Consider the following 20147-nt stretch of genomic DNA (forward strand, 5'->3'; position numbering starts at 1 on the left):
GGGGCCCGCTAGCGCCCCCGGATAATGGGCTGGGGACCTGTGCCGTACCGGTCCACCAGGTACACCAGGGAAGCCATGGTGGCCGCCCCGAGTTCCAGTTCCCGTTTATTGACGGCCTCAAAGGTGTCATTCTCGGCATGGTGGTAATCGAAGTAGCGCTGGGAATCGGGGCGTAACCCTGCCAGCACCAGGCCTTCAGATTTCAGCGGCCCAATATCGGCCCCGCTGCCCCCCCTTTCGAACTGGTGGACCAGATAAGGCTCAAACAGCGGTTTCCATCGGGCGATATGGGCAAACTCCTCATCCGTGCAGTCGAAAGAAAAGCCCCTTGGGGTAAAGCCCCCCGCATCGCTTTCGAGGGCAAAAAGGTGGCGTTCGTTTTTCTCCCGGGCCTCCTCTGCGTATTTCCGCCCCCCCCTCAGGCCATTTTCCTCATTCATAAACAGGACGACCCGGAGGGTCCTCCGGGGGCGGTAGCCCACGGTTTTAAACAGGCGGAGCACTTCCATGCTCTGTACACAACCCGCCCCGTCGTCGTGGGAACCATCGCCCAGGTCCCAGGAGTCGAGGTGCCCGCCGACTACGATAATATCTTCCGGGGATTCGCTGCCCCGGATTTCCCCGATTACATTATAGGACTCCACATCGGGGAGTTGCCGGCAATTCTGCCGGAAATAGAACCGGATATCCGGGTTCAGGGCAAGGGTGGTGCTGAGCAATTCGGCCCCGTTGGTGCTGATGGCGGCAGCAGGGATGCGTTCGCTCAGGGATAATTCGCCGTAGCTCATGGAACCGGTATGCGGATAATCGTCCTGACGGAGGTTCATCGAGCGGACAATAACCCCTGCCGCCCCGTATTTTGCTGCTTCTTCCGCCCCGGAATACCGCTGGTCGACACAACCCGAATACGACTGGAAGGTATTGATCAGGGTTGGGTCCATCGGGCGGTTGTAAAAAACGATCTTTCCCTCGATGGCTTCCCGTCCCAGCCGTTCCAGGTCCTCTACCCCGCGCACCTCCACGACCGGGGCCTTAAGCCCTCCGCCCGGGGTGGCTACAGACCCGCCCAGGGCACAGATCGGCACGTTGGTCGTTGCCCCGGGTTCGGTTTCGATATAGGCGAATTCAGGGGTTCCCCGCACCCATTTGGGCACCATTACAGGCTGCAGCCAAACCCGGTCGAGCCCCAGGGCCTCGAGTTCTTTCCGGGTGTAATCCACCGCCTGCTGGGCCTGGACAGAGCCGGAAAGCCGCCCCCCGATCTGGTTGGAGAGGTAATTCAACCATTCATACGATTTCCCCTGGGTCAGGGAAGCAGTATAAAGGCTGCGGAGCATTTCTTCATCGGCCTGCTGGGCGTTGAGGCCCAGGACCCCGCTGGCGACCAGGGCCATCCCCAGCAATATCCCTGCCCGCCGCTTTCTTTGCACCCCGGGCGATGCCGGGTAATATTTCTCAACTTCCATCTATCCTTCGTTTTCCAATTTTTCAATATAATGATCGAGGTTTTTCTTTACCTCAGGGGCCAGTTCAGGTTCCCTGATGTCGGTATACCCCTGCAGGACGTCGAGCAGGATACCAGCCACAATGACCCGTGCGCCTTCCTTGCTGTCGGAGGGGATAATATACCAGGGCGCATGGTCCTTTGTGGTACGGCGGATGGCTTCTTCATAGCACGCCTGGTAGGCATCCCACTGTTCCCGCTTGTCGAGGTCGCCCGGGGAGAACTTCCAGTTTTTCCGGGGCAGGTGCAACCGCCTCAATAACCGTTTGCGCTGCTCTTCTTTGGAGATGTGCAAAAAAAACTTAAAGACCAGGGTCCCGTTATCTGCCAGGTGCTTTTCAAAATCATTGATCTGGCGGAAGCGTTTATCCCAGAAGGCATCGTCGATGTCTTCAAGGGAATCCACGCCCGGAAGGAGCTCGCCAAGCAGGTATTCCGGGTGTACCCGGGTCACCAAAACGTTTTCGTAATGGGTCCGGTTAAAGACCCCGAACTTGCCGCGTGCCGGCAGGGCCAGGTAATGCCTCCAAAGGTAATCGTGCTTGCGCTCGAGGTCCGTGGGTACTTTAAAGCTGTGCACCACCACCCCTCGGGCATTGAAATCCTTGAACACTTCCCGGATCAGACTGTCTTTCCCCGAGGTGTCCATCCCCTGAAGGCAAACCAGCACGGCATATTTACCATGGGCATACATCCGGTCCTGGAAGTCGCCCAATTCCTCCCTGATGTTCTCCAGCCTTTTTTTGAGTTTTTTTTCACTTAGCCCGAAATCCTCAAAGGTCGCCCGGGACGCAAGGGACACCCCGGGGTGGGCCAGATAATGCGATGAGACCAGCTTTTCCATGGCCTTAAGATAAAATAATTTGTCAAGCATGTGCCACTCCCCGGATAAAAAGTACCATTGGGCGATAGGGGCCGGAGCGCCCTTTCCAAAGGCCGGGAAGAACGGGCGGCTGGTCGAAAAAATTCGGCCCGCCATTGAAGAGAGGGTACTTTTAACTTACCCAAATCCGGACCTCCGTGTCCAAAAAACTTATGCTATGTCGTTGCTAACCCGCCTTTTGGGCCTGGGAGGATGTTTCTTCCTGCTGGCCGCTGCCCCGGACAAGGCCTGCCTGAATACCGAGACTGCCCTTTCCGGGACCAGGTCGCTTACCGAAAAAGCCCTTGCAGAAAACGACCTCAACCTGGTGAGGTATCACACCTACAAGGCCCTGAATACTTTGGAAAAGACCAGGGAAACCCTGAAGGCGTGCGGTTGTGAATACGCCCAGAAAAACCTTGCCGAAAGCCTGGAAAACCTGAAACTGGCCACCCGGGTCACCACCCTGCAGGGCGCCCGGATCCCCCTTGTGCGGGCCCTGGACTATATCGATTCCGGACTGGATGCCCTCAGGGAACACGGAACGGTGCACAAGCACCCCGACCAGGAAGGTCGTTTCCGCGCCGGGCAGGGCCCCAGGATGGACCAGGGCCCGGTTAAAAGGCTGCTGGAGGAAGAAAAAGCCCTGGAAGCCAAAATCAACAACGCCCTGGTGAATTATGAAAAATCGCTCCGGGAAATCGTTGCCGGGGTTCCCTGTGAGGAAGCCCTCGATTTTGTGCGCCGCATCTACAGGCACTGCGAGAAACAACTACAGGACGGGGACCTGACGGCCGCCCAGCGCTACTACAGCCTGCGGACCCGGGAAATCACGGAGATCGCCCTGTACCAACTGGAGCCCTGCAATCCGTAAGGGGGCCTTACTTGCTGGCGAAAAGGCGGACATCCTCCGGACTCACCTCTTTTCCCCCCAAAATAATAAGGCGCTCCACTACGTTGCGCAATTCCCGGATATTCCCGGTCCAGTCGTACTGCTGAAGCAGGGCCACGGCCTCTTTTGAAAAGGGTTTTGGGGCGATGCCCTGTTCTTCGCCGATCTTCCCGGAAAAATGTGAAATCAGCAGGGGGATGTCCTCACGACGCTCATTCAGGTCGGGAACGCGGATCAGGATAACGGCCAGGCGGTGATAGAGGTCTTCCCGGAACCGCCCCTCTGCGATTTCCTTCTGCAGGTCCTTATTGGTGGCAGCCACCACCCTTACATCGACCTTGATGTCCTTGTCGGAGCCCACCCTGGAAACCTTGTTTTCCTGCAGGGCGCGGAGTACCTTGGCCTGGGCCGACAGGCTCATGTCCCCGATCTCATCCAGGAAGAGGGTCCCCTTATCGGCTGCTTCAAATTTCCCGGCCCGGTCGCGGACGGCTGAGGTGAAGGCCCCCTTCACGTGCCCGAACAATTCGCTTTCGATGAGTTCTGAGGGAATCGCCGCACAATTCACTTCCACAAAGGGCGCGGTGGAGCGCCCGCTCTTTTCGTGGATCCAGTGGGCCACCAGTTCCTTCCCGGTCCCGTTGGAACCGGTGATCAGCACCCTGGCATCGGTAGGGGCCACCTTTTCCACCATCTCCTTGATGTTTTTAATACCGGGGCTCTCGCCGATCATTTCATAGTTCTTGCTCACCTTTTTTTTGAGCATCTGGTTGGCCACAACCAGTTCCTTGCGATCCAGCGCATTGCGTACCGTGGTTAGCAACCGGTTGAGGTCCGGGGGTTTGGAAATATAATCAAAGGCACCCAGGCGCATGGTCTGCACGGCGGTATCGAGGTCCCCATGCCCGGAAATCATGATAAAGGGTACTTCGGGCTTTAACCGGCGGGCCTCCTGCAAGACTTCCACCCCGTCCATCCTGGGCATCTTGATGTCGCAGAGCACCAGGTCATAGTCCGATTTGCGGAGGCGATCGAGTCCTTCAACCCCGTTTTCGGCCTCTTCGACCTGATAGGATTCGTTTTCCTCGCGGAGAATCCTGACCAACACCCTACGGATGGCAGACTCATCTTCAATCACTAGAATTTTTGACATTGGCATGGTATGAGTTTGGAGCCCCGGGTACCTGCACCGGGGAGAAGCCCTTTATTTATGGGATTTACGGCGCAACGTTTCCGTTATTGCCTGACCTTTTGCCACCGGGCGGAGCCCGGCCTGTTAGCAAAACGACATTTCGTCTTCAAAATTATGAACTTCTGCCCCATCCAAAGAAGGAAATGGGGAGAAACCTCCCTAATCCAGTTTATAGAGGACCGGATTAAAGGCTTTGGAGGCCACCAGGACCCGGTCACCCACTGCGAGGGCCCTGACCTCTGACGGCAGGGCGACCACCTGTACCACCTGGTCCTGGACCTGCACCGTTACCAGGAAGAGGAACTCCTGGGGTTGAATGCCCAGGACTTCCCCGGTAAATTTGAACTTCCCGCTTATCCGATCGCTCTGGAATACTTCTGAAGGCGTGCCTTCCCTGACCACCTGACCCTGTTCCAGGACCAGTACGCGGTCGCAGAGCTTATGGATTTCCCCCAGGTCATGGCTGATCAGCAGGGTGGTCAACCCGTATTCCCGGTGGACCCGGAGCAGGTAATCCTGAAGTTTCAGGCGGATTTTCAGGTCCAGGGCTGCCAGGGGTTCATCCAGCAACAGGAGTGATGGTCGGCCCACCAGGGCCCGGGCCAGGGCGACCCGCTGTTTCTGCCCCCCCGATAAGGTACCCGGCCTTTGGTGTTGCAACCCGCCAAGTTCCACCAGGTCGATCAGTTCGTCAACAACGGCTTTTTGGTCCTTAGGCGCCCCAAATTCGAGGTTCTGGCGGACGGTGAGGTGGGGAAAAAGGGCGTAATCCTGGAAGACAAAGCCCAGGCCCCGTTGCTGGGGCCTCAGGTTGATCCCGGAGGTGGAGTCAAACCATACATTACCCCCTACCTCAATCCGGCCGGCATCAGGGGCCATCAGGCCGGCCAGCATTCGAAGGGTGGAGGTCTTTCCCGCCCCTGATGCCCCGTAAAGGGCCAGCAGTTGCCCGCGGGGCACCTGCAAATCCATTCGGAATTGCATCTCACCCCCGGCGGCCCGGAGCCTTTTATCGATTTGGCAGGAGATCATTTCCAAAAGCGTTTAATATACCCCCCATTGACCAGGTACACCAGCAGCAGGATACAAAAGGTGATTACAAAAAGGACTGCAGAGTAAAAATTGGCCGCCCCGTAATTGAGGGCCTCCACCTCATCGTAGATGGCAATGGAGGCTACCCGGGTCCTTCCTGGGATGCTGCCCCCGATCATAAGGACTACCCCGAATTCCCCGACCGTGTGGGCAAATGCCAGGACGATCCCGGTCAGCAGGGAGGGCTTTATGTTCGGGAGCAGGACCCTGAGCAGCGTTTTCTTTCGGGAAACCCCCATAACGTAGGCCGCCTCCTTCAGGGAGGCGGGCAGGGCCGAAAGCCCTGATTGTATGGGGTGTACCATAAAGGGAAGGCTGTAGATCACGGAAGCCAGTACCAGGCCGGGGAAGGAAAAAACGAGTTGCAGCCCCAGCCACTGGTCGAGCCATTGGCCGAAGGCATTGCCCGGGCTGAAGGCCAGGAGGAAATAAAACCCCAGTACGGTGGGGGGCAATACCAGGGGCATGCTTACCAGGGTCTCCACCACGGGTTTAACCCGCGACCGGGAAGCGGAGAGCCACGCGGCCAGGGGGATGGAAACCCCCAGCAGGATGAGCGTGGTGATCGATGCCAGCTGGAAGGTCAGGATTAGCGGGTCCCAGTTCATAGGGGCGAAAGCATTACTTCGTTGGTTTTGATCAGGGCCACCGCGGGGTACTGCTCCCGCAATCCCAAACCGGTGAGGGCACCCGTGGGCACAAGGGCGGTTACTTCCCCCGCCGGGGCCTGCAGCACGGCACGGCTGAGCAGGGTTCCCTGCTCCAGACGGGTGAGGGTGCCCGGGATGCGGTTCAGGATGCTGACCGGTAGGGATCCCCCCACCCCCAGGATCACCTCCGTTTCCTTGAACAGGGCGGCCACCGGGCGGCCCACTGCAAGCCAGGGTGCTGTCTGCGGGGTCTCAATTACCAGGGCATACAGGAAAATCCCCCCGATATCCACCCCTACCATCGACAGGTGTCCCGCGGTTTCAATAGAGCCAATATGTCCGTTAAAACTATTCATTTACGGTGTACCCATAGCGTTTCAGGATCGCTTTAGCCTCCGTCGAAAATACAAAAGTATAGAATGCCAGCGCGCGTTGCGGGTCCCGGTCCGGATGGCGGACCAGTACAATTCCCTGGGCGATGGGCTGGTAAAGCCCCGGGTCTATGGCTATCCAGGCCCCCTGGTCTCGCATTTCCGGGGAACGCACCACCGCGAGGGCCGTAAAGCCAATTTCCGCAGCCCGGGAGGTGATGAACTGGTTGGTTTGGGAGATGCTTTCCCCATAGACCAGTTTGTTGCGCACAGGTTCGAGGAGCCCCGTCCGTTCCAGCGTTTCCATGGCTGCCTGCCCGTAAGGGGCGGTTTTGGGGTTGGCCAGGGCGATGTGGCGCACCGCATCGGAAGTGAGTACCTCCAGGGAAGGCTCAAGCCCTTCCTCAAGCGTCCAAAGCACCAATTTGCCATAGGCGTATACCTCCGGAGGCAGGGTTGCCAGGCCGCTGGCCTCAAGGTCCCTGGGGTATTTCAGGTCGGCGGAAATAAAGACGTCAAAGGGCGCGCCCTCCCTGATCTGGGCGGTGAGCTTCCCCGAGGAGCTTACCACCAGCTCACAGGGGATCCCGGTCTGTTCGGTAAATGCACCTGCAATTTCTTCCATGGCATATTGCATATTGGCGGCTACGGCGAGGGTAATTCCCTCCCCGGTTTTGCGAGGGCCGCAGGAGGCCGCGAGGATCAAAAGGATGGAAATCAGGAATTTTTGTGCCATGGTCTGTCGGAAATCAGGGTACAACGCTTTTGCCGGGTCCGCAGACCCGTCACGCCCCCCGGTCTTCAGTATTCTGTTTTTGGGTTCCCGGATTTCCCGCCACCTGCAGGGGGGTATGGGCAAAGAAATGCACATCCCGCTGCGGGAAGGGAATAGTCACCCGGTTCTCCCTGAAGAGTTCATCGATGCGGTAACGGATCAGGCTTTTCAGCCTGGGGTCCGAAAACACATCTGAAATATGGAAATGGGCTGAGAACAGCAGGGCCGAATCGCCAAAGTCATCGAAAAGAACAAAAGGTTTGGGCGATTTCAGCACCCCCTTTTGCTCCTCCACGGCCTGCAGCAGCAGACGGGTAACCAGTTTCACATCGCTTCCATAGGCCACCCCTACTTTTACGGACTCCCGGGTACTCTTATGGTTCTGGGTGTAATTATACACCAAATCCTGCATGAACTTGTGGTTGGGGATCACCAGTACCTTGTCGTCCCGGGTCTGGGCCAGGGTCGTGCGGAGCCGTATCTGGGAAACCTTGCCCACGCGCCCCTCGATTTCCACCACATCCCCTACCCTCAGGGATTTGTCCACTACGATCATAATGCCCGAGAGGATGTCGAGGAAAAGATCCTGCAGGGCCAGTCCAAGCCCTACGAAAAGGGCAGCGGAAGCGGTTATCAGCAGGGTGATGTCTATGCCTGCTGCACTCATAGTGAGCAGGATCACCACTACATAGATCAGGTAGCGGATGTATTTGAATATGGTGATGAATTTCAGCTTGTCTTCCCCTTCCATCCGGCGGGTAAAGAGTTTCCGCAGCTGGCTCATCAAAAATTTGGTGGCGATCAGGGAGAAGACCACCAGCAGAAGCAGTCCCACCGTGATATCGATGGCATTCGTACCCTCCCCGATATGCAGGCCCATATTAAGGATTTCCCGTACGGTGGACCAGAGGTCTTTTTCAATGAATTCGGTAACCTGTTCTACTTTATCCTGGGCCATGGGGTCAGTATTTTAACCATTTGAACAATTCTTTGTAGGTCGGCTTTTTCCCATACATCAAAATCCCCACCCGGTAGATTTTTGCCGCCAGGTACACAATAGCCAGGAAGGTCAGTACCAGGAGCAGTATGGATAGCAGGAGCTGCCAGAGGGGGACCCCGCCCTCCCCGATCCCCCCGGGCAGGCGCATCAGCATCACGATGGGCGAGGTCAGTGGAAAAATGGAAAAGCCCACGGCTATGGGTCCGTGCGGGTTGGAGAACACCGAGAAAAAACCGACGTAAATAGCGAGCATCAGGGGGAGGATAATCGGAAAAATGAACTGCTGGGTATCCGTCTCGTTGTCTACCGCAGCCCCGATAGCCGCATATATGGAAGCATAAATGAGGTACCCCAGGATAAAATACACCAGGAAAAAGAAGACCAGCATCCCCATAGGTATTTTAAGCAATTCCCCCACCACCAGGAGGGTTTCCTCCCCGACCTTTACATCACCTGAAGCCAGAGCCTGTTCCATACCCGGGGCGAAAGCGCCTTCCATGCCAGGGGCCAGTCTGGCCTGCCCCATCAGCAGGCCGGGGTCGAGGTCCATGAACACCAGGGCCCCGACCAGCAGCAGGGTGGCCGAAAAGATCCAGATCACGAACTGGGTAATCCCTGCCAGGGAAGTGCCGATAATTTTGCCCAGCATCAGTTGGAAAGGCTTTACGGAGGAGATGATCACTTCAATGATGCGACTGGTTTTCTCCTCGATCACGGACCGCATCACAAAGCCCCCGTAAATAATGATGAACATCATGATCAGGTACCCGAACCCCCCGCCCACCAGCGCCTTGAACTCGTTTATCCCCTTGGCGCTTCGCTCCCCGGAAAAAGTGGCGGTGTTCAATTCGAAACCGCTCCCCAGGCGGGCATACTGGTCCGGGCTCATCCCGGCCTGTTCGAGCCGGAATTCCCGCAGGCGGTTTTCCACAATTCGCTCGATGCGCTCCAGCACCAGGGTACTTGGGGCCTCCCTGGTATAAAAATAAGCCCCTTCAGCAACCCGCTCCAGGGAATTGCCCGCGGGCAGGTAAAACAGCCCGTAATAGCCCATGGCCAGGGTACTGTCCTTGGCCGCTTCCAGGGAAAGGCCCTTAAGGGCGACAAAGGAAACCCCGGGTTTGGGAAGGAAATCATCCTTCAGGAAGGTGCTCTCATTCAGCACGGCCACAATGCGCTTTTCGTTATCGTTTACCCGGGTCAGGTAGGCGATCAGGACTACCATCCCCACCAGGAGGATGGGGCTGAGGAAGGTCATCACCACAAAGGATTTGTTTCGCACCTTGGCCAGGTATTCCCGCCGGATGATCAGGCCCAGTTTATGCATGAGCTTCCTGTTTTTTAACCGTTTGAATAAAAATTTCGTTGGCCGAGGGGATGACCTCCTGAAAGGAGGAAATGGCCCCTCCCTCGGACAGGTACCCCAGCAGGGCGGCCTGCCCCCCACCCTCGAGCTGTACAGTAAATTCCCAGGTGTTCTCTTCCGGGTCGAATACCGGGTCCATCAGGGGCATCCGCTCTTGCAGGCCATCCAGGGTGGCCAGGGCTGCCCTCGGCGTCCACCGGATCCGGAACCGGTTGAGCTTATAGGCCTTTTTGATGTCCGACAGCCGGCCCTCCAGGATCATCCGGGAACGATGGATCAGGGCAATGGACTCGCAAAGCTCCTCCACGGATTCCATGCGGTGGGTAGAGAAAATAATGGAAGCCCCCTGTTGCCTGAGCTCCAGAATCTGGTCTTTGATCAGCGCGGCGTTGATGGGGTCAAACCCGCTGAAAGGTTCATCGAAAATGAGTAGTTTGGGTTTATGCAGTACGGTAACGATAAACTGGATTTTCTGGGCCATCCCTTTGGATAGCTCCTGTACCTTCCGGTTCCACCAGTCACCGATCTCCAGTTTTTCGAACCAGTAGGCCAGTTCCCTGCGGGCCTCGATTTTGGAAAGGCCTTTGAGTTGGGCCAGGTAAAGGGCCTGTTCTCCCACCTTCATGCTCTTGTACAGGCCGCGTTCCTCGGGCAGGTACCCAATCCGGGCCACATCCTGGGGCTGCAGGGGCTTCCCATCGAAAAGCACTTCCCCCTGGTCGGGATAGGTAATCTGGTTGATGATGCGGATCAGGGTGGTTTTTCCGGCCCCGTTGGGGCCCAGCAGGCCGTAGATGGTATGGCGGGGCACCTCCAGGGAAACCCTGTCGAGCGCTTTGAACTCCCCAAACGACTTGCTGACTTCCCTGATCGAAAGGATGGGATCCATAAATGCCTTTTTGCGGTGCCTAAAGATAGGCATTAGGGATTACTTTCCTTATGGGCGCCGGGCAGTAGGCTGCCTGCTCCGACCCCGGGAACCACCTGTTTTTAAAAAGGGACCCCCCGAAAACAAAAACCCACCCTTAAACGGGACGTCTAAGGATGGGAAAAAAATTGCTATGAAAAAGAAAATTAATATTGGAGTCCCAATATCAAGTCAAATATACATTTTTTATTTAAATCGAAAAGCATTATTTCGTCAGGAGAACATATCCTTGACCTTTTCAAAGAAGGATTTATCGGATTTTTCCGGCCTGGGTTCGAACTTTTCATCGGACTGCATCCGCTCGAAAAACTCCCGCTGTTCCTTGTTGAGTTCCTTGGGGGTCCAGACATTCACATGCACCAGCAGGTCTCCTGATCCATACCCGTTCAGGTTTTGGATCCCCTTGTTGCGAAGCCTGAGGATTTTGCCTGACTGTATGCCGGCCTCGAGCTTGATCCGGACCTTTCCCTCCACAGTGTCGATTTCCTTGGAAGTCCCCAACACGGCATCGGGGATACTAATATACAGGTCGTAGTGCAGGTTGTCCCCTTCGCGCTTTAGCGTAGGGTGTTCTTTGGTTTCAATGGCTACCAGCAGGTCGCCGGGAATACCATCGCCAGGGGCATCGTTCCCCTTGCTGCTCACTTTGAGCTGCATGCCCGATTCCACCCCGGCCGGGATTTTGATTGAAACGGTCTCTTCCCGGAAATGCAGGCCGTGGGCATCGGCATCGGCAGGCTTCTTTTCGATGACCTGGCCAGCCCCCCCACAGGCGGAACAAGTGGTGGCCGTTTGCATACGCCCCAGGATGGTGTTGGTGATACGGGTTACCTGTCCGCTACCCCCGCATGAGCTGCAGGTGGTATAGGTGACCCCGGGGGCCTGGACCTTCCTTTTTACCTTGACCTTTTTTTCGACCCCTTTGGCTACTTCTTCGAGGGTAAGGGTAACCCTGATGCGCAGGTTGCTTCCCTTGACCCTGCGCTGGCCCCCGCCAAACCCCCCGAAACCGCCAAAGCTTCCGCCAAAGGCGCTCCCGAAGATATCGCCGAATTGGCTGAAGATGTCTTCCATATTCATGCCACCGGAACCGAATCCTCCGTTCCCTTCGAAGGCTGCGTGGCCATAGCGATCGTACCGGGCCCGTTTATCGGGGTCGCTGAGCACTTCATAAGCCTCCGCCGCCTTTTTGAAGTTTTCCTCTGCCCCCGCATCGCCGGGGTTGCGGTCGGGATGAAATTCAATGGCCTTTTTGCGGTAGGCCTTTTTTATATCAGCCGCCGCAGCGCTTTTATCAATACCGAGTATTTCGTAGTAATCCTGCTTCATGTCCTTAGTTTCCTACCACTACTTTGGGGTGCCTGATGACCCGGTCGCCAAGCTTGTACCCTTTTTCGATCACATCGATGACCTTTCCCTTCAGGCTTTTCTTTGGGGCCGGGACCTGGGTAACGGCCTCGTGGAGGTCAGCGTCGAACGCATCGCCCACCCGGGCCTCAATGGGCTCGAGACCTTTGGCCCGCAGGGTATCGCGGAATTTGTTGTGGATCAGCACCACCCCTTTAAGGAGTTCGTCTTCCCCGGCCCGCTCCAGTTCGCGAATGGCGCGGTCAAAATCATCGAGCACGGGGAGCAGGGCGGTCATGAGTTCCTGTCCGGCGGTCTTAAACAATTCCAGCCGCTCCCGGGTAGTCCTTTTTTTGTAATTCTCAAATTCTGCAAAAAGCCTCAGGAACTTGTCTTTTTCCTTTTCAAGCGCTTCGCGGAGTTCCCCTTCGGAATCCTGCTGCCCCTGGTCTTCGGTATCCCGCTTCGGGGCCTCCCCCCGGGATCCCTCTTCCTGCCGGGTCAGGTCTTCCATTTCATCGGTATCGTTGGTAGTGCTCATGCGCGGTCGATTTTACAGCTTTTCACAAAGACGGCAAAAGTACTGCCATTTCCCGAGAAATGTCAAAATGTCACGAAAAAACGTCTCCCATAAAGGCTTGTGCGCGAGAGCGGGGCTATTTTTTCAGGCTAAGTCAGTAAGGCTTGCAGGGCCTGGTGGATATTGGCGTACCGGAAGGTAAAACCTTCCATTTCAATCTTTTCAGAGCTGACACGCTGGCTGGCCAACAACAAGGAGGCCATTTCTCCCAGCACCAGCTTCAGGCCCCAGGCCGGCACCCCGGGCATCCAAAGGGGTTTGCCCAGCGTGGCTGCCACTTCCTGGGTGAGCTTCTTATTGGTGACCGGGTTGGGGGCCACCGCATTAAAGACCCCTTCGAGGGACTCCTCCAGGGAAAACCGTATCAGGCGAACCAGGTCGTGCAGGTGGATCCAGGATTGCCATTGCTGCCCGCTCCCCAGGGGTGCCCCAAGTCCCCAGCGGATCGGGCGGATTATTTGGGGCAGGGCCCCGCCTTTGACAGACAGCACCAGCCCGATCCGCAAAATCCCCCTGCGGATGCCCAGGGCATCGAATTCCCGGGCTGCACGTTCCCATTTCTCCACGGTTTCCCCAAGGAAGCCGGAGGCGGTTTCCGTGCAGGTTTCCGTATAATAATGGCTCAGGGAATCGGGGTAGATCCCGATAGCTGAGGCAGAAACCAGGTATTCCACCGTATGCAATTCCAGGGACGAAAGCCCCTTGTAAAGGGTCTGCAGGCTATCGGTTCGGCTGTTTTGTATTTCCGCCCTGTAGGCCGGGGTCCAGCGTTTGGCAATGGAAGCCCCCGCGAGGTTTACGATATGGGTCACCCCCAGAAAACACTCCGGGTCGATCTGGTTCTGGGAAGGATCCCAGAAAAACCCGCGGTAGTCGGCTTCCTGGCTGATCTTTCCTTTTCGCGTGGTGAGGTAATGCACGGAGATCCCATCCGCGCGAAGGGAAGAAACCAGGGCCGAGCCCACCAGACCGGTAGCGCCTGTAATAAGTACTTTCAAAACAAAGTTTTTCCAAAAATACCCTTTTACCGGCGGGGAGCCATTCCTTTTTAAAGGGATTTAACACTTCTGCGCCCGCAGCATCTCCCGCTTGCCCGGGGGGCCGGGAAGCCGCTCCGTGCGGAATCCAACGGCCTGCATTGCCCTTCGCACACTGCCCCGGGCCGAGTAGGTCACCAGGAATCCCCCGGGCCGCAGGGCCTGATACATGCGCGCAAAAACGTCTTCAGTCCACAGTTCGGGTTGCACCCGGGCCCCAAAGGCATCGAAGTAGACCAGGTCAAAGGCCGGCTGGGAGGAGAACTCGCGAAAATCTGTGAGTATCTTGTGAAGGGTGAATTCAGGGGTAATGGGGCATTGCTGGCCCCACGGGGCGCGGTGCAGGGCATGGAAAAGGGCTTCCCCCTCAGCGCCTTTTCCGGCCAGGGCCCCGTATCCCAGGGCCTGCCACTCGGCCTCACCAACAGGGAAAGCCTCCAGGGCGGTATAGCCCACCGAAAGGTCCAGGTCAGGCGCCTCAAGCAGGGTTACCAGGGCATTCAGGCCGGTGCCAAAGCCGACTTCGAGGATGTCCACCGATCTGCGGGAAAAGTTATGCAGCCCGTGGCGGATGAAGACGTGGCGGGATTCCTGCAACGCCCCGTGAAGGGAATGGTACTGTTCCTGCCATTGGGGCAATTGGATGGTCATGGACCCATCGGCCGTACGGACGATCCGACGCTCCATCTTACCGGAAGATGCGAACCCCGGAGGCTTCGAAGCCCATCTGCATTTCAGGGCCCCTGATTGCTGCGATCAACGAATCGGGCTGGCCGGCGTCCTGTGCCATGTGCCTGCGTTCCGCCTCGTCGACTTCTGAAACATAAGCCTTGCCTTCCACCACTACTTTGCCACCGCTGATGTCCTTGGGCACGAAGAACCCGTAGTCCTTAAATCGGACCATTACAGTCTTTTCGTCGGGCAGGGCCAGGCGCATCCAGCACCCTTTCATCTGACACACCGAAACGACCTCCCCCTCAAACCGGGTCAGGACGGTATCCCCGGGTTTGATCTGCCCGTACAGGTCGGCCATCGCCCCTTCGGCAAGTACTTCCCCATCGGAAACCGGGGCGCCGGCCGTGGTGAAAACAGGTCCTTCTTCCGGGGATTCCGGCTGGGGTGATTGCGTTTTTGTTTCCTTGCAGGCCGTAAAAATCCAGAGAATCACAAGTAAAATGTTAATTTGTTTCATTTTCTTCCAAATATCTTTTCTAAGCACAAAACTCCGAATTTTAAAGGGAAAAATGCAAGGGGTCGTGGTTTAATTTCCGTAAATTTAGGCCGCTAAAAAAGGCTTTATGGATTTATCAACCGTACAGATTCCCGTGGAGCGGGTTGCGCATTCAAAACGATCGGAAGTGGATTTTAACCACCTGCCCTTTGGCAAGGTGGTCACCGACCATATGTTCATTTGTACTTTCCGGGACGGCTCCTGGCAGGACCCAAGGGTAGTCCCCTACCAACCCATTTCCCTGGATCCGTCAGCCAAGGTTTTTCACTACGGCCAAACCATCTTCGAAGGCATGAAGGCCTACAAGGATACAGAGGGCAAGGTATGGCTGTTCCGCCCCGAGGACAACCAGAGGCGCCTTAATATCTCCGCCAAACGGTTGGCCATCCCGGAAGTCCCGAAAGAAATATTTATGGAAGGGCTCAAAACCCTCCTTAAAACGGACCAGGACTGGATCCCCACCGCCCCGGGAAGTTCCCTGTACATCCGCCCCTTCGTCTTTGCCTCCGGCAAAGGCTTCCACGCGTCCCCGGCGGATGAGTACACCTTCATTATAGCCTGTTCCCCTTCCGGGCCTTACTTCTCCGGAAAGGTCAGCGTTCGGATCGAGGAAACCTACTCCCGGGCAGCGGATGGAGGGGTTGGTTTCGCCAAAGCCGGGGGGAACTACGCCGGGCAGTTCTACCCCACCCAGCTGGCCATGGCCGATGGGTTCCAGCAAGTGGTCTGGACCGATGACCACCACCACGAATTCATCGAAGAAGCCGGCGCCATGAACATATTTGTGCGCATCGGCAACACCCTGCTTACCAGCCCCACCTCCGACCGGATCCTGGACGGGGTCACCCGCAAAAGCATCCTGCAACTTGCAGAAGACGAAGGCATCCCGACAGAGGTTCGTAAAATCAGGGTAAGGGAGTTGGTGGAGGCTTCGCAGAACGGGACCCTGAAGGAACTCTTCGGGGCCGGAACGGCAGCGGTGGTTTCCCCCATCAGCAGCTTCGGGTACCAGGGCAAGCGGTACGAACTGCCGGATCTGGAAAACAGCTATGCCTCCCAGTTCAGGAAACGCATCACGGATATCCAGTATAACCGGGCGAAAGACCCCTTTGGCTGGCGCTTTCCAGTCGAATAGAGCAAAAAGCCCGCAAAAGCGGGCTTTTTTTATTTTTCGAGGATAGCCTGAATATCGGGGCTGAAATACCCCGGCCCTTTGAGCACTTTCCCGTCTTCCCTGTAAATCGGTTTCCCGTCGGGGCCCAGTTTGCTCATGTTGCTCCGCTGGATCTCCTCGAAGACTGCTTCAATTTTATGTTGCATGCCGTGTTCGAGGATCGTCCCGCAAAGGATGTACAGCATATCGCCCAGGGCATCGGCCACTTCGGCCAGGTCCCCCCGGCAGGCGGCATCCAGGTATTCTTCATTCTCTTCGCGCATCAGCTTGTAGCGGAGCAGGTTGGTCGCCAGGCCGAGGTCGGCGCGGGGTTGCTCCGAAATCCCAAGGCCAAAGGCGTTGTGAAATTCTGCTACCGCTTCGATCTTGCGTTTCATAATTGGGGGGAATTGGGTTATTTTGCGCTAAAATAACAAATATGTTTACCCCAGGACAACTTGCCTTTGCCCTTCTTTTTCTCCTTGCCTTTATTGCCGTTATGGTGCGGATGTACCGCAAGGACCGGGCCTGGCACCGGGCGCATTACCGGGGGGCCGGGTGGGTGCTGGTGTTCTTCCTCCTTTTTATAGGTATCCTCCTGATCCTTAAATACCTGCTCAAACCGTAATCCAAAAGGTTCCATTTACCACAAAATCCCGACCATTGACAACCTTTTACGGACCTGCAACCGTATATTATAAGAATTCACGTACTTTTGCGTTAACCTTTTTAAACAATCTGTTTCCAAGATGTTGCTCTTTCTAGGGATTTTAGCCTTCCTTCTCCTCATTAATATCCTCTTGCTGGTATTCAGTAATTCCCTGCGGTGGACCCCTGCCAAAAAAGGGCCTGAAAGCCGTAGCGAAGCCCCGGGGCCCCAGGTCTATTCCATCGGTAACCTCGATTCCAAATACCAGGAAGCTGTATAGGTATATTTTTATTGGATTCACGGGGAAATATGGCTCCGGCAGTGCCCTCTTCCCTGCCGCGCGCGGTAAATACCCAAGAATATGAAACAGGTCCTTCTGGTTTTCCTCGGTGGAGGAGCGGGCAGCGCCCTCCGGTTCCTGCTCAGTAATTACCTCAATCCAAACGGTTCCCAATTCTATACCGGTACCTTCGTGGCGAATGTCCTGGGGTGCCTACTGCTGGGCTTTATCCTGGGTAGCTCGGCAAAAAACAACTGGCTCTCTGCGGAAACCACCCTTTTGCTGGGGGCGGGTTTTTGCGGGGGCTTCACTACCTTTTCAACCTTCAGCTTCGAGCAATATGCCCTCCTGAAATCAGGCAATGCTTCCCTTTTCCTCATCTATGCCTTCGGGTCCCTGGCTACCGGCCTTCTGGCTGTTCTCCTGGGGGTCTGGCTTTCCCGTTTCTCCTGAAGCCACTTTTATAAATTTATATTTTTATCAACGATTTTGTTGATTTATCAACATTTTTATGCCTAAATGCAGCCTTTTTGTGCGTTTTATTCATTAAAAAATCGAAATAACCAATAATAATTTAACAGATTAATACATTACATTGCTTATAGCATGTATACCCCTATTTTTTAGGGGTATTTTTTTTTATTCCTTTAAAAATACCCTTAGTACCCCCTATTTTTTAGGGGGTTATTTTGTTTGACATATATTTGGGCCGTTCAACACAAAATTGTTCCTATGAAAAAAGTGGAAGCTATCATTCGAAAATCGAAGTTCGATGAGGTCAAAAAGGCACTCCATGCGATTGAAGTGAACTTCTTTAGTTACTGGGATGTGACCGGGGTTGGAAACGAAAAGCAGGGACATATATACCGCGGTATCTCCTACAGCACTTCCGACATCCAAAGGCGCTACCTGGTCATCGTCGTCTCGGATGAATTCCTGGAACGGACGGTGGAGACCCTGCTGGATTCAGCCCATACCGGGAACGTCGGGGACGGCAAAATTTTCGTCTCCGAAGTGCTGGAAGCCTACCGCATCCGGACCCGGGAAAACGGATACGAAGGCATTAATTAAGATCCCCTAAAAAACATTTACCCTTATGGACAACGCAACCTTTACTGCAAATAATGTCTGGATGATGGTCTGCACGGCCCTGGTTTTCTTCATGCATACCGGTTTTGCCCTGCTGGAGATCGGGCTGACCCGGCAAAAGAATACCATCAACATCCTCTTCAAGAATATATTCATCATAACCACCGGGCTGCTGATGTACTACATCGGCGGGTTTAACCTCATGTACCCGGGCGACTTCAACGGCTTTCTCGGATTTTCCGGGTTCGGGCTTCAGACCGATGCGGCAGGCCTGACCCCGGAATACGCCAGCGGGGGATATACCTACTGGACCGATTTCCTGTTCCAGGGCATGTTTGCCGCCACGGCAGCCACCATAGTATCGGGGGCGGTGGCAGAACGGATCAAAATCGGGCCGTTCATGGCATTCACCATCTTCTATGTGGGCCTGGTATACCCCATAGTAGGGTCCTGGCAATGGGGCGGCGGCTTCCTTTCCACCCTTGGGGGAGAAGATGCCGGGTTCCATGATTTTGCGGGTTCCACCCTGGTGCATTCCGTAGGCGGATGGGGTGCCCTGATGGCGATATGGCTGCTTGGGGCGCGAATCGGCAAATTCAACGAAGACGGAAAACCCAGGGCCATCCCGGGGCATAACATCCCCCTGGCCACCGCCGGGGTACTCATCCTCTGGCTGGGCTGGTTTGGGTTTAACGGGGGTTCGGTGCTCTCCGCCGACCCTGCCCTGACTTCCCTGGTGCTGACCACTACCAGTCTGGCGGCAGCGGCGGGAGGCCTGGGGGCATTTATCGTCTCCACCCTCGCCTACCGCAATTACGACCTCACCATGTTCCTGAACGGTATCCTGGGCGGGCTGGTCGGGATCACGGCAGGGGCCGACCTGATGTCGCCCAATGAGGCCGTGCTCATTGGCCTTATTGCCGGGGCCATCATCGTGGGTGGCGTTGCCCTGATTGACCGGCTGAAACTGGATGACCCCGTTGGGGCCGTTACGGTCCACCTGATCTGCGGCATCTGGGGAACCCTGGCTGTGGGCCTTTTCGGCGACAAGGCGGGAATGGACCAACTGCTCTACCAGCTGGCCGGAGTGGGCAGTGCCGGGGTATTCTGCGTCCTCTCGGCATTCCTGATCCTCTTTGCCCTAAAGAAAACAACCGGGATTCGGGTTTCAAGGGACGAGGAACTGGAAGGCCTCGACCTCCACGAACACGGGATGGATGCCTATCCCGATTTCCGGATGAACCAACATTGATCGGCGCCCGCTTCCCTATGAATTAAGCTGGTCCTTTTTCAGACTCAAACCTTTTCGGGGTCCCCTCTGACATGACATCAAATCCTGATGCAGGAACCCCCTTTTTAAAATTTTACTAACCCTTAAAACCAGAAATCATGTTAAACAAGAGAACGATTACCGCTTTGGTCCTGTTGGGCACACTGGCCTCCGCCCAAACCGCAACGGCACAGGATGAAACTGAACTGGCCGACAAAGTGAGTGTAGGCCTTAGCCTGAACCACGACGCTTTCTTTGGATTCAATCCGATGATGACCCTGGGCTACAGCCTCAGCGACACGGATGCGCTTACCTTTTACGGGATTCAATGGGGGGCCGGAACCGGTTCCGCCTGGGGGCAGTGGACTGAATTCGGTATCGGGTACAACAAAACCGTGGGCAGCTTCGACATCAACCCCCAACTGGGCTTTACCATGGGGAGCCTGCTTTCAAGCGGTGCTGCGCAACCCGGTATTGTCGGCGACGGCATCGTGCCCAACCTCACCGTAAACCTGGGTACGGACCTTTTGGAAGGCCAGTTTTACCTGGGGTATTATGCAGCGCTGTCCGATAAGACCGAACAGGGCCAGGCCACAAACAATTACCTGCACTACTGGTTGAACCTGGGGGTTAAGGTCTCCGGCTTTTTCTCGGTGGGCGGCCATTTTGAAGAACTGTTCCTCTCAGGCGGGGACATCAATGGAGGGGGAGACCTCGACCGGGTCGATGGCTATGTCTGGCTGGGGCCCTATGTGCAGTTTCAGAAGGGCAATGCGGGCCTCCGGTTTTCCTTTGGCGGCAACCTTGCCGATGAAGACGACCGCTTTGCCCCCAACGACTTTTATAAGCTGTCCTTCTTCATGACCCTGTAACCTCTGG

Annotated in this window: 24 protein-coding genes; 8 read left to right on the plus strand and 16 right to left on the minus strand. The window is 55.9% G+C overall.

What is annotated here, in order from left to right; all coding sequences use genetic code 11:
- Positions 1-8: 8 nt before the first annotated feature.
- Together NG653_RS04310 and NG653_RS04315 are read right to left on the minus strand one after the other, a co-directional pair.
- Positions 9-1394: a M28 family peptidase gene (locus NG653_RS04310; RefSeq protein ID WP_252740520.1), complete on the minus strand. Its 1386-nt coding sequence runs from the start codon at positions 1392-1394 to the stop codon at positions 9-11.
- A gap of 72 nt (positions 1395-1466) precedes the next feature.
- The gene (locus tag NG653_RS04315) at positions 1467-2348 is read right to left on the minus strand and encodes a PPK2 family polyphosphate kinase (protein WP_252740438.1); all 882 of its coding nucleotides are present in this window, start codon (positions 2346-2348) and stop codon (positions 1467-1469) included.
- Positions 2349-2544: 196 nt separating this feature from the next.
- Here NG653_RS04315 and NG653_RS04320 point away from each other — a divergent pair, with 196 nt between their 5' ends.
- Complete coding sequence (locus tag NG653_RS04320) at positions 2545-3240, plus strand: hypothetical protein (protein ID WP_252740439.1); 696 nt, start codon at positions 2545-2547, stop codon at positions 3238-3240.
- A gap of 7 nt (positions 3241-3247) precedes the next feature.
- Here the strand turns inward: NG653_RS04320 and NG653_RS04325 are convergent, their stop codons facing one another.
- From NG653_RS04325 to NG653_RS04385, 13 genes are all read right to left on the minus strand, one after another.
- Complete coding sequence (locus tag NG653_RS04325) at positions 3248-4411, minus strand: sigma-54-dependent transcriptional regulator (RefSeq protein WP_252740440.1); 1164 nt, start codon at positions 4409-4411, stop codon at positions 3248-3250.
- Positions 4412-4609: 198 nt separating this feature from the next.
- The gene (locus NG653_RS04330; protein ID WP_252740441.1) at positions 4610-5482 is read right to left on the minus strand and encodes a sulfate/molybdate ABC transporter ATP-binding protein; all 873 of its coding nucleotides are present in this window, start codon (positions 5480-5482) and stop codon (positions 4610-4612) included.
- Complete coding sequence (modB, locus tag NG653_RS04335; RefSeq protein ID WP_252740442.1) at positions 5479-6150, minus strand: molybdate ABC transporter permease subunit; 672 nt, start codon at positions 6148-6150, stop codon at positions 5479-5481. The genes NG653_RS04330 and modB overlap by 4 nt, the downstream gene beginning before the upstream one ends.
- Positions 6147-6548, minus strand: a complete 402-nt coding sequence (locus tag NG653_RS04340; protein ID WP_252740443.1) for a TOBE domain-containing protein — start codon at positions 6546-6548, stop codon at positions 6147-6149. The genes modB and NG653_RS04340 overlap by 4 nt, the downstream gene beginning before the upstream one ends.
- Positions 6541-7299, minus strand: coding sequence for a molybdate ABC transporter substrate-binding protein (modA, locus tag NG653_RS04345; protein ID WP_252740444.1), 759 nt, complete (start codon positions 7297-7299; stop codon positions 6541-6543). The genes NG653_RS04340 and modA overlap by 8 nt, the downstream gene beginning before the upstream one ends.
- 49 nt (positions 7300-7348) lie before the next feature.
- Entirely contained in the window at positions 7349-8296 is a 948-nt protein-coding gene (locus NG653_RS04350) for a mechanosensitive ion channel family protein (RefSeq protein ID WP_252740445.1), read from the minus strand.
- A gap of 4 nt (positions 8297-8300) precedes the next feature.
- Positions 8301-9665, minus strand: a complete 1365-nt coding sequence (locus NG653_RS04355) for an ABC transporter permease (RefSeq protein ID WP_252740446.1) — start codon at positions 9663-9665, stop codon at positions 8301-8303.
- The gene (locus NG653_RS04360; protein ID WP_252740447.1) at positions 9658-10593 is read right to left on the minus strand and encodes an ABC transporter ATP-binding protein; all 936 of its coding nucleotides are present in this window, start codon (positions 10591-10593) and stop codon (positions 9658-9660) included. Before NG653_RS04360 ends, NG653_RS04355 begins: the two co-directional genes overlap by 8 nt.
- Positions 10594-10845: 252 nt before the next feature.
- Positions 10846-11961 (minus strand): molecular chaperone DnaJ, encoded by a 1116-nt coding sequence (gene dnaJ, locus NG653_RS04365; RefSeq protein ID WP_252740448.1) that lies wholly within the window; start codon positions 11959-11961, stop codon positions 10846-10848.
- Between the two features lie 4 nt (positions 11962-11965).
- A complete protein-coding gene (locus NG653_RS04370) occupies positions 11966-12520 on the minus strand; it encodes a nucleotide exchange factor GrpE (RefSeq protein WP_252740449.1) in 555 nt (184 codons plus the stop codon).
- A 128-nt stretch (positions 12521-12648) separates the two neighbouring features.
- The gene (locus NG653_RS04375; protein WP_252740450.1) at positions 12649-13557 is read right to left on the minus strand and encodes a TIGR01777 family oxidoreductase; all 909 of its coding nucleotides are present in this window, start codon (positions 13555-13557) and stop codon (positions 12649-12651) included.
- A gap of 60 nt (positions 13558-13617) precedes the next feature.
- On the minus strand, positions 13618-14283 hold the full coding sequence (gene mnmC2 / locus NG653_RS04380) for a tRNA (5-methylaminomethyl-2-thiouridine)(34)-methyltransferase MnmC2 (protein ID WP_252740451.1): 666 nt from the start codon (positions 14281-14283) through the stop codon (positions 13618-13620).
- A 1-nt stretch (position 14284) separates the two neighbouring features.
- The gene (locus NG653_RS04385) at positions 14285-14788 is read right to left on the minus strand and encodes a DUF4920 domain-containing protein (RefSeq protein ID WP_252740452.1); all 504 of its coding nucleotides are present in this window, start codon (positions 14786-14788) and stop codon (positions 14285-14287) included.
- Between the two features lie 106 nt (positions 14789-14894).
- On the opposite strand from NG653_RS04385, the gene NG653_RS04390 reads away from it, so the two are divergent.
- Positions 14895-15962, plus strand: a complete 1068-nt coding sequence (locus tag NG653_RS04390) for a branched-chain amino acid aminotransferase (RefSeq protein ID WP_252740453.1) — start codon at positions 14895-14897, stop codon at positions 15960-15962.
- Between the two features lie 29 nt (positions 15963-15991).
- Here NG653_RS04390 and NG653_RS04395 read toward each other — a convergent pair whose 3' ends face one another.
- Positions 15992-16378 carry a pyrophosphohydrolase domain-containing protein gene (locus NG653_RS04395; RefSeq protein ID WP_252740454.1) on the minus strand — a complete coding sequence of 129 codons (387 nt, stop codon included), beginning with the start codon at positions 16376-16378 and terminating at the stop codon, positions 15992-15994.
- Between the two features lie 41 nt (positions 16379-16419).
- Here NG653_RS04395 and NG653_RS04400 point away from each other — a divergent pair, with 41 nt between their 5' ends.
- The 6 genes from NG653_RS04400 to NG653_RS04425 all read left to right on the plus strand — a co-directional run bounded on the left by NG653_RS04400 (position 16420) and on the right by NG653_RS04425 (position 20140).
- Positions 16420-16608 carry a hypothetical protein gene (locus NG653_RS04400; protein ID WP_252740455.1) on the plus strand — a complete coding sequence of 63 codons (189 nt, stop codon included), beginning with the start codon at positions 16420-16422 and terminating at the stop codon, positions 16606-16608.
- A gap of 121 nt (positions 16609-16729) precedes the next feature.
- Positions 16730-16909: a hypothetical protein gene (locus NG653_RS04405; protein ID WP_252740456.1), complete on the plus strand. Its 180-nt coding sequence runs from the start codon at positions 16730-16732 to the stop codon at positions 16907-16909.
- Positions 16910-16990: 81 nt separating this feature from the next.
- Positions 16991-17362 carry a fluoride efflux transporter CrcB gene (gene crcB / locus NG653_RS04410; RefSeq protein ID WP_252740457.1) on the plus strand — a complete coding sequence of 124 codons (372 nt, stop codon included), beginning with the start codon at positions 16991-16993 and terminating at the stop codon, positions 17360-17362.
- Between the two features lie 279 nt (positions 17363-17641).
- Entirely contained in the window at positions 17642-17980 is a 339-nt protein-coding gene (locus NG653_RS04415) for a P-II family nitrogen regulator (RefSeq protein ID WP_252740458.1), read from the plus strand.
- A gap of 25 nt (positions 17981-18005) precedes the next feature.
- The gene (locus NG653_RS04420; RefSeq protein ID WP_252740459.1) at positions 18006-19250 is read left to right on the plus strand and encodes an ammonium transporter; all 1245 of its coding nucleotides are present in this window, start codon (positions 18006-18008) and stop codon (positions 19248-19250) included.
- 137 nt (positions 19251-19387) lie between these two features.
- Positions 19388-20140 carry a DUF6733 family protein gene (locus NG653_RS04425; RefSeq protein ID WP_252740460.1) on the plus strand — a complete coding sequence of 251 codons (753 nt, stop codon included), beginning with the start codon at positions 19388-19390 and terminating at the stop codon, positions 20138-20140.
- The last annotated feature ends 7 nt before the right edge of the window (positions 20141-20147 follow it).

Source organism: Robiginitalea marina, from assembly GCF_024006985.1.
GTDB lineage: Bacteria > Bacteroidota > Bacteroidia > Flavobacteriales > Flavobacteriaceae > Robiginitalea > Robiginitalea marina.

Bases quoted from the DNA above. Each gene is read 5' to 3' on its own strand.
- NG653_RS04310 (WP_252740520.1), bottom strand. From the start codon at position 1,394: ATGGCCCTGGTCGCCAGCGGGGTCCTGGGCCTCAACGCCCAGCAGGCC.
- NG653_RS04315 (WP_252740438.1), bottom strand. From the start codon at position 2,348: ATGGAAAAGCTGGTCTCATCGCATTATCTGGCCCACCCCGGGGTGTCC.
- NG653_RS04320 (WP_252740439.1), top strand. From the start codon at position 2,545: ATGTCGTTGCTAACCCGCCTTTTGGGCCTGGGAGGATGTTTCTTCCTG.
- NG653_RS04325 (WP_252740440.1), bottom strand. From the start codon at position 4,411: ATGTCAAAAATTCTAGTGATTGAAGATGAGTCTGCCATCCGTAGGGTG.
- NG653_RS04330 (WP_252740441.1), bottom strand. From the start codon at position 5,482: ATGATCTCCTGCCAAATCGATAAAAGGCTCCGGGCCGCCGGGGGTGAG.
- modB (WP_252740442.1), bottom strand. From the start codon at position 6,150: ATGAACTGGGACCCGCTAATCCTGACCTTCCAGCTGGCATCGATCACC.
- NG653_RS04340 (WP_252740443.1), bottom strand. From the start codon at position 6,548: ATGAATAGTTTTAACGGACATATTGGCTCTATTGAAACCGCGGGACAC.
- modA (WP_252740444.1), bottom strand. From the start codon at position 7,299: ATGGCACAAAAATTCCTGATTTCCATCCTTTTGATCCTCGCGGCCTCC.
- NG653_RS04350 (WP_252740445.1), bottom strand. From the start codon at position 8,296: ATGGCCCAGGATAAAGTAGAACAGGTTACCGAATTCATTGAAAAAGAC.
- NG653_RS04355 (WP_252740446.1), bottom strand. From the start codon at position 9,665: ATGCATAAACTGGGCCTGATCATCCGGCGGGAATACCTGGCCAAGGTG.
- NG653_RS04360 (WP_252740447.1), bottom strand. From the start codon at position 10,593: ATGGATCCCATCCTTTCGATCAGGGAAGTCAGCAAGTCGTTTGGGGAG.
- dnaJ (WP_252740448.1), bottom strand. From the start codon at position 11,961: ATGAAGCAGGATTACTACGAAATACTCGGTATTGATAAAAGCGCTGCG.
- NG653_RS04370 (WP_252740449.1), bottom strand. From the start codon at position 12,520: ATGAGCACTACCAACGATACCGATGAAATGGAAGACCTGACCCGGCAG.
- mnmC2 (WP_252740451.1), bottom strand. From the start codon at position 14,283: ATGGAGCGTCGGATCGTCCGTACGGCCGATGGGTCCATGACCATCCAA.
- NG653_RS04385 (WP_252740452.1), bottom strand. From the start codon at position 14,788: ATGAAACAAATTAACATTTTACTTGTGATTCTCTGGATTTTTACGGCC.
- NG653_RS04390 (WP_252740453.1), top strand. From the start codon at position 14,895: ATGGATTTATCAACCGTACAGATTCCCGTGGAGCGGGTTGCGCATTCA.
- NG653_RS04395 (WP_252740454.1), bottom strand. From the start codon at position 16,378: ATGAAACGCAAGATCGAAGCGGTAGCAGAATTTCACAACGCCTTTGGC.
- NG653_RS04400 (WP_252740455.1), top strand. From the start codon at position 16,420: ATGTTTACCCCAGGACAACTTGCCTTTGCCCTTCTTTTTCTCCTTGCC.
- NG653_RS04405 (WP_252740456.1), top strand. From the start codon at position 16,730: ATGTTGCTCTTTCTAGGGATTTTAGCCTTCCTTCTCCTCATTAATATC.
- crcB (WP_252740457.1), top strand. From the start codon at position 16,991: ATGAAACAGGTCCTTCTGGTTTTCCTCGGTGGAGGAGCGGGCAGCGCC.
- NG653_RS04415 (WP_252740458.1), top strand. From the start codon at position 17,642: ATGAAAAAAGTGGAAGCTATCATTCGAAAATCGAAGTTCGATGAGGTC.
- NG653_RS04420 (WP_252740459.1), top strand. From the start codon at position 18,006: ATGGACAACGCAACCTTTACTGCAAATAATGTCTGGATGATGGTCTGC.
- NG653_RS04425 (WP_252740460.1), top strand. From the start codon at position 19,388: ATGTTAAACAAGAGAACGATTACCGCTTTGGTCCTGTTGGGCACACTG.